This window comes from Floridaenema aerugineum BLCC-F46 (genome assembly GCF_041929345.1).
Lineage (GTDB): Bacteria > Cyanobacteriota > Cyanobacteriia > Cyanobacteriales > Aerosakkonemataceae > Floridanema > Floridanema aerugineum.
In genome coordinates this window covers 24,611-37,144 of sequence record NZ_JBHFNQ010000142.1, presented here as the reverse complement: position 1 = coordinate 37,144, position 12,534 = coordinate 24,611, and the positions used below count along the sequence as shown (strand labels likewise).

Here is a 12,534-nt window from a genome sequence, read left to right as displayed (position 1 = left end):
GTAAATGTGGGTTCATATTGGATAGGGATTGGAATGCGGCACTGATGATTCTAAAAGCAGCCTTGAGTACGGTAGGGCATACCGGAACTTGGATCAAAGATCCGAACGCTTCAGGAGATTTGGCCTCTACTTTGATTGGAGTAATCTTGTCAAGGCAAGCTGAGTCTATGAATGAAGAATCCTCGTGCCTTTAGGTCGAGGAGTGTCAAGAAATCTGGTAAATCCATACATAAATTGTGGTTCTTGCACTAGTTCCACAATCCGCCTGCCTTATCAATTCGCTTTTCTTATAGCGAAACTCCTCTAAAGAGGACTAAATACTTAGTTAGAATTTTTATTCTTTCAGTCCATTTTAATGGACTTGAGCTATTAGCCCGGAAATTGATTTCCGGGCGGGCTCTCAACCGCAGGTGCAAGCCCCTACTCCCCAATCCCCAGTCCCCAGTCCCTCAAAGCCCATTGCCAATTAAAATGAAAGGTGCCCAGTAATAGGGATGATTTAAGCGACGAGTTTCGCTTTCTTCTCTGCGTTGGGCAGTGGTAATTCCTCGTGCTTCACCGAAAGCGCTATGATTTCCGGTAATTAAGGCAATTTGTGCTTGGCGTAAGGCTTCGGCTTTGGAGAGGTTGCCTTTTTGCAAGATGGCGTAAAATCCATTAATTAAAACTTGCGTACCACCGTCGGAAACGGGCCAAAGTGACGCTATTGCTGCTCTTGCGCCTGTGCGTTGCATTTGGAAGCCAAAACCGAGGATTTCTTCTCCATTTCCCAATTTTCCGCCTACACCAGTTTCGCACGCACTGAGCACGATTAAGTCTACTTTGGGTAATGACCACGATTCTACATCGCGGAGAGTAGCGCGATCGCCATTGCCAAACATAATAAACGAATCTTCCGGTTTTCCCACTACAAAAGCGGCATGAGTCGCCAAATGTACCACCGAAAAATCATTCATCATTAAAACTGAATCTCGGTTAAATTGTCCATTCAACAATTTGGTAGTTCCGGGAATAGTTGCTGCGAGGTTTTCTACTTCTTTACCCGCAAAAGGTAAACCTGAAAATTGAAATTCTTGCTCGCCAACTTTAAAAGTATAGCTTCCTTGGGTAAAAGCACCTGCAAAAACTTGCATTTTCTCTTGGGGTTTAGTGTTGAAATCTGTCAAACTAGCCGCCGTAATATAATTAATTCCGAAGCGTTGCACTAACCATTGTTTTCCATCATGCAAAGCTGCTAAGGGAATATAACGCAATTGTCCATCTGGGGCATAAATAATAGTTTGCGTTTTCGCCTCGGCTAAGTCATTTTCAATGGGTTTAATTAACCAATTATACAACTTATTAGCTAAGGGAGTTATGTTTGTGTTAGGTTGTTTTAAACTTTGGTGGAACTCGGCAATTGCTCTGTTTAATTCTTCCCGTTTCACATTTACAGTGCGGCGAATTGGTGGCGAGTAAGGGGTAACTAAAATTAGTTCTAGGCGATCGTCTAAAATGAAAGGATAAAGAATTACTGCGCTTGTTTGTAGTCGTTGCAAATTGTCTCTTAAACTGTTGAAATCTTTCAGGTTGAGATTTTCGCCGCCTGTGACTTGGCGCAGTTCTCCTACCAATGCTTTCACCGTTGAACTTTTCAGAAATTCGCTAAATTCTTTAGTAATTTCTTGTTCAACTTTTCGCAATTCTATAATTCGCTGTTGTTGAGCAGGGGTTCTTTTATCAACCGGAATTTTTTGTAGTTCAGTAAGTTCTTTACCTAGTTTAATTCCTTTGTTGACGATCGCTTCATACCCCTGTTTAACTTCTTGTTCTTGCGGTGTATTGGAAACGCCTCTGGCAGTTTGTTCGTTTCCGCGCACGTTGCGGAGATAGTTATCTAATTCTTGCAATTTTAGTAAATCTAAAACTTTGTGCGCTTCCAAAATTCGGTCTTTTTGTAAGAGGAGATCGGCTAATTTCCGATAATCTTTAGCAACAGTTTCGATGTAAGATTGTTGATGTTCTTTGGGAAGTTCCTTAATATTTTTCCGAATCGTTTCTCTGGCATTAACTGATTCTTTGAAAAAGACGATCGCTAATTCTGGCTGATTCTGTTTTTCTAGTAAATATGCGATCGTACTAAGCGTGTGTCCTTCACCTTCTTTATTACCAATTTCTTGAGCAATTACTAAACTTCTCTGTAAGTAATTTCCGGCTAATTCGTATTGTCCTTGCTCAAAGTAAAGTTTTCCGATCGCATGAAGAACTAATCCTTCTGCCCGCCTCCTATTAAATTGCTGATAAATAGCTAAAGCTGGCTGCAAAAAGTCTAATGCTAATTGGTATTTTCCTTGCTTCAAGTAAACAATTCCAATACTATTATATGTTGTTGCTTCCAGAAGTTTTTGGGTATCTTGGTTTTTAACTTTTTTCAGTACTGTTAATGCTTGTTGATGGAAATTCAATGCTAATTCGTACTTTTCTAATCTGTAGTGAATATTGCCGATCGCATTTAGCGCATTCACCTCACCAGCAATATCTCCAACCATACTACCATCTAAGTTAAGTAATGTGGGGAATCGGGCAGTTTTTAAAGCATCTTCATAAGCTTTTAAAGCTAATTCATATTGTCCTAGTACCTCATAAATCCGCCCAATGTTAGACTCAATTCCTTCCCAATGCCCTAAAATCTCCTGACGAATTGGTAAAGCTTTCTGATAGTAATCTAAAGCTAATTTATATTCTCCTAAACTGCTGTAAACTCTTGCCATCCAGAGGAAAGTTCTTAACTCCGTTTCCCGATGACCAAGTTTTTGGGCAATCTCTAAAACTTGCTCCAATCTTTTTAAAGATTCTCGATATTGACCTCGATTTGCCAACTGAATACCTTGCTTATAGTAAATTCCACTCATTAAGTTAAGGCTGGTTTTTTCTCCAGATCGATCGCCCAATTCCCGATAAAGTTCTAAAGCTTGCTGATAGTAATTTAACGCTTGTTCATCTTCTTCCCTCTTATCATAAACTTCCCCAATTTCAAAGAGACTTTTCGCCACTCCCGGTTTATCTTCTAACTTTTGATAAATCGATAAAGCTGCCTCAAAAGTTTTTAATGCTCTTTCATACTTTTGGTTTACATATTGCGTTATACCTTCTCCTAAAAGTCGATCGGCTTGTAATTTCTCTCGCGTTTGGGCAAAGAAAATTACTCCTCCTTCCGGCTTAAAAGTAGTAACTTTACCCGAATCAAAACCAATTTTCACCTCGTCAAAATTGACAGAGCCACTCAAAGGGAGTTTACTAATAAGAGTCACTTTTTCAGTAGAACTTTCCACCTCTTGACTAATGGCTAAAGCTTGCTGATATTGCTCTAAAGCCGCTTGATTTTGTGCTAAATTTTCGTAAACTAATCCCATCTGAGTCAGAATTACTCTTTCCCAAGGGCGATTGTTTTGTTGACGAACAATTGCCAAAGCTTTCTGATAAGATTCTAAAGCGAGTTGATATCGTGATTTGAGGTATTGTCCTTGTCTAAAGTAACTATTTCCCGCTGCAAAGAGAGCGACTGCTTCACCTTCTAACCTATTGATTTGCACGATCGCCTTTTTTGCTTCATCTCTGCCAACTTCCGTAATTAAAATTGCCTTTTCAGCAGTGATATCTTCCTCAGTGCGATCGCTAATTTCCTTTTGCAATGCCAAAGCTTGCTGGCGATATTCCTGCGCCTTTTGAGTTTGACCTAACTTTTCATAAAGTGCGCCAATACTGTTAAGAAGTGCTTCTCGATCGGGCTTTTCGTAAGGTATCCTTGTTTGACGAAAATATTCTTCTTTTCCCCACTGACGGATTAAATGTTCTTGAGTTAAATAGTTTCCTTTGTTTTTGGGATTTTGTGCGATCGCTAAAGCTTTCTGATAAACTTCTAAAGCAGCTTGATACTGACCTAAATTTTCGTAACTTTTCCCGATCTGAATCAGCAAAATTGGTATTTGAATACGAAGATTATTACTGCTGTTTTCCTGTTGGGAAATTGCCAAAGCTTTCTGATAAGATTCCAAAGCAGCTTTATGTTCTCCCAAAGCTGTATAAACTGCTCCCATACTTCTAAAAATTCTCTGTTCCTGCTGATAGTAAGTTCCCCCATCTGTTACTCTCCGCCAACGAGCTTCTTCGCTTTCATTGCTTGCCATTTCTGAGCGAATAATTTTACTAGCTTCCTGATAGGAATTTAATGCAGCTTGGTATTGTCCTAGAGTTTTATAAATATCCCCCATATTAGTGAGAGTATCTTCTTCTTTATTGTTTGAAGAGCCTTGCCAGCCTTGTTCCTTTCTAGCTATTCCTACTACTAATTCTAGTCGTCTTCCTCGTTTCTCCATAGCAGCAATTTCTTCAGGAGTCTTCAGAGGTTCAAAAATAGTAATTGCAGTAGTAATTGGCTCTCCTTCTCCTATTTTAATCAACCCATTAGCAATTCCATCTTCTAATTTTATCCCTTCTCGATCGATATTAATATTAGTGCCGTAAGCTACGCGAATAGTGTGAGGAATTGGCTCTTTGGCAGCAATTTCCTCTACCTCTCTTCTAATTTTCAAGCTTTGTTTGTAACTGTCTAAAGCTGCTGAACTTTGTCCCAAAGTTTCGTAAATAGTCCCCATTTGATTGAGGATTACCCATTCCCAAGGTCGATTATTTTGTTGGCGCACAATTGCCAAAGCTTGTTGATAAGATTCTAAAGCAGTTTGGTATCGTCGTTTGAATGCGTGAGCTTCGCCATTTCTGTAGTGAATTAGGGCTTCTCCTTCCAGAAATGTTATTAAAGTTGGTCTTTTTTTTGGTGTATTGTAGGTAATCAGAATTGCCTTTTTTATAATATCTGTAGGCCATGCAACATGAATATTCATCCCTTGTCTAATTGCTAAAGCTTGCTCCTGATGCTCTTGTGCAATTTGCGGATAACCCAAGCTACGGTAAGTATAGCCCATATTATTGAGCACTTTTTCTTCCAAAATCCGATCGCCCAATTCTCGCGCAATTGGTAAAGCTTGTTTATAATATTCCAAAGCAATTTCCGGCTTTTCTTGCCCTTTATTTTTGTAAGTAAATGCGATCGTATAAAGAATTTCTGCTTCCAAAGGTCGATCGCCAATCTCCCGCACAATCTCTAAAGCTTGCTCATAAAAATCAATCGAAATTGGTCTAGAATCTCTTTGGCGATCGAATCCCCAATCATAATCTTTACCAATATTAAATAAAACTGTTGCTTCTCCAGTTTTATCCTTAATTTCACGCATAATTGTTAAAGCTTGCTCGTAAAATTTTAGAGCTTCTTCTTCCTTATCTAATGCGCCGTTAGTCATAGCAATTCCGTTAAGACTCCAAGCTTCACCTGTGCTATCGCCAATTTCACGCATAATAACTAAAGCTTGTTCGTAATATTTAAGAACTTCTGGATAAGGCTTTATTTCTTCCGGTTTCTTAATCTGTTGGTAGTAACGTTTAAATTGGATGTAATCTAAGTAAGTATCACCAATTTTTATTAGGGTTGTTGCTTCGTTTTGGCGATTCCCTATTTGCCGATAAATATTTAATGCTTGCTCAAAAGACTGTAAAGCAGCTGGAAATTTACCCTTTTGATATTGCTGATTTCCTTGCTGCAAGAGTCGATCGGCTTCTGCTTTTTGGTTGCCAGATGTTTGCGCCAAGACAGCAGAGTTTAAGATCAAATTTCCCTGATTGCTAGAAAATTGCTCAACAATTACAACAGCAGCCAAGAAACAAAACCCTAGAATTAACTTATTTGGCGATTGCATGGGGATTTCCTCAATAGTTGGGCAAATTATTATTGCTAATTACAATATTTCTGGACTGCCAACACCTATGCACTAACTGAGGGAAGCTATCTTTAACACACATTTTAGCCCAAATTGTACAGATGAATTCTAAATAAAATTATGATAAGCTCCTGTCCTATCCAAATGGTTGGGAGAAAAGCGGTGAGAGGATTAAATCGTCTGTGGATTGGAATTATAGTCGCACTATTTGGATTAATTACTTATTGCACGAACACTGTACAAAATCCCATCACTGGAGAAAATCAGCGCATCCAACTTTCACCACAACAAGAAGTTGCGTTAGGTTTACAAGCGCGACAACAAATGGCAGCTAGACATGGCGGTTTATATCCTAACAGCTTGCTACAACAATATGTCAAACAAGTAGGAGAAAGAATAGTCCAGCAATCAGATGCCTCTAAATCTGGCTATCCTTTTCAATTTTATTTATTACGAGATCCCCGCACAATTAACGCTTTTGCTTTACCTGGAGGACAAGTTTTTATCACTGCGGCTTTGTTAAGTCGCCTTTCTTCAGAAGCGCAACTTGCTGGCACTTTAGGACATGAAATTGGTCATGTTGTCGCCCGTCATGGTGCGGAACATTTGGCAAAACAACAGTTAGGTGCAACCTTAGTTACTGCGGTGGGAGTAGCAGCAAGTGACAGCGAACAACGGGCTAGACAAGCGCAAGTTTTAGCTCAGGCTGTGAATCAATTAGTAAGTTTAAGATATGGTCGAGATGATGAGTTAGAAAGCGATCGCTTAGGTCTTCGTTTCATGACTCAAGCAGGTTACAATCCCCAAGGAATTGTCGAATTAATGCAAATATTAGGAAAAGCTCGTCAAGGTGGTCAATCCCCTGAATTTTTCAGCACTCACCCTAACCCAGAAAACCGAGTCCAACGCTTAAAAGAACTGATTTATCAACAATATCCTAATGGCATTCCCCCACAATTAGAATCAGGAAAAGAAGACTTTGCTAAATACGTAAAACCTCGTTTGACAGGAGGGTAAAGGCTGATATCTGTGATGAAAAATCTAATCGATTAACCAAATCTTGTAGAGACGTTATATATAACGTCTCTACAAGATTTTTTGGAGATGTCTAATAGTTTTAAGCAGCAGTTTGTTCAGACTATTCTGATTCCCCTGAATTTGATTCAGGAGTTCTTAGACGGCGATAGGGAACACTTTGTACATCACGGGATTCACGTTGAGAACGATCGGATTCTCTACTAGGTCGAGGAAGACTGTATTGAGGAGCAGTATTTACAGAAGGGGATTCACGTTGAGGAACAGGTTTTCTACTTGGTTTACGAGAACTGTATTGAACAATAGTGTTTGCACCAGGGGATTTACGTTCAGGGCGAATAGGTCTACTACGCCGAGGAACAGATTGTACGTTGAATCCAGATTGAGAAACAGATTTGGCTTTAGGTTGTTGTCTGCGTGCAGTATAAGTTGTTGGTTGAGTAGCAATTTTTGCTTCAGGTTTGGGTTGAGCAACTGTTTCTACTTCAGGCTTTTGGAGTTCAGCGAGCAAGTCTTGTGCGTTTTTGTAACAGCTAGAGTTTCCTTGCTCTAAACAAAGTTTAGCTGTTTTCTGAAAGTCTTCGATCGCTGCTGGTTTATTGTTTAACTCTTGGTAAGATAAAGCTCGATTGTAGTAAGCAAAAGAATTCTCTGGTTTAATTTTAATCACTTGGTTGGCATCTTCAATTGCTTCTTGATATTTCCCTTGTTTCCGGTGAAGATTACTCCGATTAATGTAGGCTCTGGTATCATTGGGATCTAGTTTAATGACTAAGCTATAGTCCTCATTAGCTCCGTACAAATCGTTAAGTTTTTCGCGAACTAAACCTCGGACAATATAAGCCAAAGTATCTTGAGAATTAAGGCGAATGGCTTGAGTAGCATCTTCCATCGATTTCTGATGTTCGCCCATAGCATAGTAAGTACTAGCTCGATTAACGTAAGCTTCTCCATAAACGGGATTAATTTTAATTGCTTGCGTACAATCTTCGATCGCAGCTTGATAATTTTTTAAATTAGCTTCTACGCCACAACGTCGTTTGTAAGCTTCCGCATAATTAGGATTGAGTTGAATGGCTTGAGTAGCATCTTCTAGAGAACCTTTATAATCTGCTAGGTGAAAGCGAGCATCGGCTCTTTCATAGTAAGCTTGAGCGTATTTGGGATTTAGTTGAATAGCTTGATTGAAATTTTCGATCGCTCCTTGTTTATCTCGATTTTTGGCTTTTTCCACACCTTGATTGTAAAACTCTTTCGCCTTACTTTGTGGGATGTAAATCGATAAAACTCCCACACCTACTAACCCACCAATCACAATTAAAGCCGATGTTAATGCTAAAGTAAACCAAGGTTTTTTTTGCGGTTGATGTTGCTGAGTTTTCTGCTGATTGTTCTGGGGAGAAACAGCAATTGGTGGTTGTGCAGCTGTTGATGGAATAGGCAAATTAACAGAACTTTTACTAATTGCTTCTAAATCGGCAAGTACTTCTTTTGCTGATTGGTATCGCTCAAGATAGCTTGATTTCACCATTTTATCGATGATATCTGCCAGCGGCTTACTAACTTGTCCCCGATTGCGCCAAACTACTTCCATCGGGTTAGAATTGTGCGGAGTTTGTAGTTTCGATAACTCATTGGCAGCTAACCCTAAAAGTGCTTGAATAGCAGTCATTCCTAAAGCATAAATGTCACTGTTATATTGAGGTTGACCTTGAAATTGTTCGATCGGCATATAGCCTGGAGTACCGATAACAACTGTTTGGTTTAATTGTCCATGAGCTATTTGAGTACCAATTTCTTTAACCGCCCCAAAGTCAATTAGAACTATCTTATTATCTGATTGGCGACGCATTAAATTAGCAGGTTTAATATCCCGATGGATAACCCCTTGCTGATGCACAAAAACTAAAATTTCTAATACTTCTTTTAAAAGATTGATAACTTGTTCTTCTGTCCAAGGTTGACCAGGCAAAATCTCTTGGGTTAAAGGATGACCAGAAATAAATTGTTGAACTAAGTAAAACTGTTGATTCTCTTCTAAATCAGCCAACAATGTAGGAATTTGGTCATGTTGACCTAGCTTTTCTAGAACTTCTGCTTCTTTTTTAAATAAACGACTGGCAATTGTCAAACATTGGGGGTCGTTACTGAAGTAACGCAGTTGCTTGACTACGCACTGGGGATGACCAGGGCGCTTGATATCTTGGGCTAAAAAGGTTTGACCAAAAGAACCTCCACCTAAAATTTGAACAATTTGGTATCGTCCATCTAGAAGTTGACTGTTCATATAGATTTCACTTTTAAGTAAAGTAATAGTGCGAGGTTCAGTTTAAAGATTGCTATTTAATTCTGTGAAATTAAATGCCTCAAATAGTTATTCTGAGTCTCTCTAAGCCGATCCGGTAAAAAGATGAATTTGCTTAGTAGACATCTCCTTTCAAAGATTGTAGAGACGTTGTATACAACGTCTCTACAAGGGTTCCAAGTCCCAGGCGGATTTTAGATTGGTGCAAGATCTGAGATTAAGCGATCGTCACATCTTCTGACAAATAAACATCTTGAATCGCATTAAACAATTTCACACCTTCCTCAAAAGGACGTTGAAATGTTTTCCGACCAGAAATTAAACCACTACCACCAGCACGTTTGTTAATTACCGCAGTGCGAACAGCTTCGGCAAAATCATTTTTCCCAGAAGCGCCACCAGAATTAATTAAACCTGCTCTGCCAGAATAACAATTCAGCACTTGATAGCGAGTTAGATCGATCGGATGATCGGTAGTTAAATCCGTGTAAACTCGTTTATCAGTTTTCCCGTAAGTCTTCGCCATTGCTTGCGAAACTGCTTGATAACCGTTATTACATTCAGGTAATTTCTGTTTAATAATATCGGCTTCAATGGTTACACCTAAATGGTTTGCTTGTCCAGTTAAATCTGCGGCAACATGATAATCTTTATCTTGTTTAAAAGCATTACTTCGCAAATAACACCAGAGAATTGTCGCCATTCCTAATTCATGAGCACGCGCAAAAGCTTTACTTACTTCTTGAATTTGTCGCGTTGATTGTTCGGAACCAAAATAAATTGTTGCACCAACTGCTACCGCCCCTAAATTCCAAGCTTGTTCCACAGAAGCAAACATTATTTGGTCAAATTGATTGGGAAAAGTCAGTAATTCGTTGTGATTTATTTTCACAATGAAGGGGATTTTATGGGCATATTTACGGGACATCATTCCCAAAACACCGAGAGTAGTAGCAACTGCATTACATCCGCCTTCAATTGCTAATTTGATGATGTTTTCTGGATCGAAATAAATTGGATTTGGGGCGAAAGAAGCACCAGCAGAGTGTTCAATTCCTTGGTCTACAGGCAAGATCGAAATATAACCAGTGTTGGCAAGACGACCTGTAGAATATAATTGTTGCAGACTGCGGAGAACTTGGGGATTGCGATCGGTCCCAGCAAAAATGCGATCGACCCAATCCGGCCCAGGTAAATGTAACAAATCCTGAGAAACTTTCGCTTTATAATTGAGGAGGTCTTCTGTCTCTTCACCCAGCATAGATTCGAGAAAACCGGGTACAGATAATGTCGCCGTCATAGCACTTTCCTCAAAACTTCTCTCTTTGATTGTGGCTATGTTTTAGATTAACTTATGTCTCTCTTAAGACAGAGGATAGATAGTTTTTCTTTCGATTTTAAGTAACACCGAGAATATCATCAGGGCTAAATTGTATTTTCTTCTACATTGACGGAGCTACAATAAATACAGTATCTACTTTTATGTGTTAATTACAATACCCAAGCCGAAGATGAAATTTATTTGTTTGGCTTTAGTCGAGGCGCGTATATTGTTCGTTGTTTAGCGGGGATGATTTATTGTTCGGGTTTATTACATCGCGAACACATTCGGAAAACGCCTATGGCGTATAAAATTTACCGCGAGCGCAAAATCCACCCCGACAGTGACGAAGCGAAAGATTTTCGGAAAAATTACGCTAAATCTAAGCATACTTATGAGCAACCACTCTATATGGAATCCCCACGAGATAAGTTTTGACCAGCTTATCCCGCTAGAGCGTCCGCCGTTTCTGGTAACAAGGTTCAACCAGTTTTTTATCTAGTCAGATAATTATATACTTTTTTCTGAGCGTGGAGGAGAGTCAGCTTGAAAGGACTGGATACTAACGTATTCCTGCGCTTTTTATAACCGTAAAGGAAAGGAGGTAATTAGTTATGAAATGGGAAGAAGTATGCGAAAATAAACAGTTACAAGACCTCCCATTTAAAATCGAATTGAACAAATGGGGACAAATTGTAATGAGTCCAGCCAAACCAAAACATTCATTTTACCAAAGTAGAATACAAAGCTTATTAGAAATGCTTCTGCAAACGGGTGTAGCAATGCCAGAATGTGCAATTCAAACAACTGATGGAGTGAAAGTCGCTGATGTTGTTTGGGCTTCCGAGCCAAGAGCAGATATTATATTAGAAGAAACAGCAGCTTCTATCGCTCCTGAAATTTGCGTGGAAGTCAAATCTGCTAGCAATTTTTTAGCAGAAATGTTGGAGAAAAAGGACTTATATTTCGCCGCAGGTGCAGAGGAAGTTTGGTTTTGCAATGCAGAAGGTAAAATGAGATTTTACGATCGCCAACAAGAACTAAGCAAATCTTTGTTAGTACCAGATTTTTCCGAGCAAATTCGGCGGCGAAATCAACCTACAGCATGAAATATTTTATTTGCTTCTGTTTCTTGAGATAGATTAACAAACAGAGCCAAATAATACCCTAAGAAAGAGGAATATGTTTCAAAAACTCTCTTAATATCAGCGTAAAAGCAAAGGAGAGTAATTATGTTAAAACTACGTTCAAATCATCCAAAAGCAGCACCGGAAAAAGACCTAAATCTTCGACCTTACACAGAGCCAAATCCTACTACTTACGAAGATCCTAATGTCGATCCTTACACCGATCGCCAACCGAAAATTTATCAAGATCCCAATGTAGAACCTTACATCAATTCCCATCCTCAACCATACAAAAACCCTAACATAGATCCTTTTGTAAATCCAGAATTACAAAGCTAATTCTGCTTGCTAGAATCATTGAATGTTAGACTGGATAAAGTGAAAGTTGGCTGTTGGTATTTTCAGCGATCGCACTCTTCATCTATAGTTTATGTTAGCGATCGCTCTCACTACAACAACTTAAGTCAATTCCTCTGTCAACTATCAAAAGTAATACTTTTAAATTCAATCAACTTTATTTACTTCATCTATAAGTAAGATTTTTAGTTTTTATCTTTAAAAATAAACCATTTTTGGGCAAGTTAAGCTAAGGTTAAGAATATACCCTTTTTGCCAAACACGAAGGGAAATTTTTGTTAATAAGCGAGGCTAAGTCATGAATATTGAATCATTACTGGATGGCAGTATTAAAAAAGCATCCCAAGTGGTAGAAGAGGTAAAAGAACAGGCTGAAGATAAAGTATTAGATCCAGGGAAAAAAGCTTTGAAGCAAGCCGAAAAAGAAGGGAAAAAGGCGAAGAAGAAAGCTAAAAAAGAAACGAAAAAGGCGGAGAAAGAAGCCAAAAAAGCAGCTAAGAAAGCCAAAAAAAAACAGCCAAAAGTCCTCAAACAGTTAACGCCGAGTTAGATGGTGCTGCTGGCGGTATTAAAAATTTA

The 12,534-nt window shown here is 39.0% G+C and carries 7 protein-coding genes and 2 pseudogenes; 6 read left to right on the top strand and 3 right to left on the bottom strand.

Going from position 1 to position 12,534, the window contains the following annotated elements:
• Positions 1 to 194, top strand: a pseudogene (locus ACE1CC_RS18650) (RNA-guided endonuclease TnpB family protein); the annotation flags it as partial.
• Between the two features lie 255 nt (positions 195 to 449).
• On the opposite strand, the gene ACE1CC_RS18645 reads toward ACE1CC_RS18650, so the two are convergent.
• Positions 450 to 5,789, bottom strand: a complete 5,340-nt coding sequence (locus tag ACE1CC_RS18645; RefSeq protein ID WP_413271932.1) for a tetratricopeptide repeat protein — start codon at positions 5,787 to 5,789, stop codon at positions 450 to 452.
• 141 nt (positions 5,790 to 5,930) lie between these two features.
• Between ACE1CC_RS18645 and ACE1CC_RS18640 the strand changes: the two genes are divergently transcribed.
• Positions 5,931 to 6,827, top strand: coding sequence for a M48 family metalloprotease (locus ACE1CC_RS18640; protein ID WP_413271931.1), 897 nt, complete (start codon positions 5,931 to 5,933; stop codon positions 6,825 to 6,827).
• A 121-nt stretch (positions 6,828 to 6,948) separates the two neighbouring features.
• On the opposite strand, the gene ACE1CC_RS18635 is transcribed toward ACE1CC_RS18640, so the two are convergent.
• Both ACE1CC_RS18635 and ACE1CC_RS18630 read right to left on the bottom strand, forming a co-directional pair.
• On the bottom strand, positions 6,949 to 9,132 hold the full coding sequence (locus ACE1CC_RS18635) for a tetratricopeptide repeat protein (RefSeq protein ID WP_413271930.1): 2,184 nt from the start codon (positions 9,130 to 9,132) through the stop codon (positions 6,949 to 6,951).
• 235 nt (positions 9,133 to 9,367) lie between these two features.
• Positions 9,368 to 10,450, bottom strand: coding sequence for a class I fructose-bisphosphate aldolase (locus ACE1CC_RS18630; RefSeq protein WP_413271929.1), 1,083 nt, complete (start codon positions 10,448 to 10,450; stop codon positions 9,368 to 9,370).
• Positions 10,451 to 10,621: 171 nt separating this feature from the next.
• On the opposite strand from ACE1CC_RS18630, the pseudogene ACE1CC_RS18625 reads away from it, so the two are divergent.
• The 4 genes and pseudogenes from ACE1CC_RS18625 to ACE1CC_RS18610 form a co-directional block, all read left to right on the top strand.
• A pseudogene (locus ACE1CC_RS18625) lies at positions 10,622 to 10,852 on the top strand (phospholipase effector Tle1 domain-containing protein); the annotation flags it as partial.
• A gap of 233 nt (positions 10,853 to 11,085) precedes the next feature.
• Positions 11,086 to 11,580: a Uma2 family endonuclease gene (locus ACE1CC_RS18620; protein WP_413271928.1), complete on the top strand. Its 495-nt coding sequence runs from the start codon at positions 11,086 to 11,088 to the stop codon at positions 11,578 to 11,580.
• A 123-nt stretch (positions 11,581 to 11,703) separates the two neighbouring features.
• Positions 11,704 to 11,937: a hypothetical protein gene (locus ACE1CC_RS18615; protein ID WP_413271927.1), complete on the top strand. Its 234-nt coding sequence runs from the start codon at positions 11,704 to 11,706 to the stop codon at positions 11,935 to 11,937.
• Between the two features lie 316 nt (positions 11,938 to 12,253).
• Complete coding sequence (locus tag ACE1CC_RS18610) at positions 12,254 to 12,505, top strand: hypothetical protein (RefSeq protein WP_413271926.1); 252 nt, start codon at positions 12,254 to 12,256, stop codon at positions 12,503 to 12,505.
• The last annotated feature ends 29 nt before the right edge of the window (positions 12,506 to 12,534 follow it).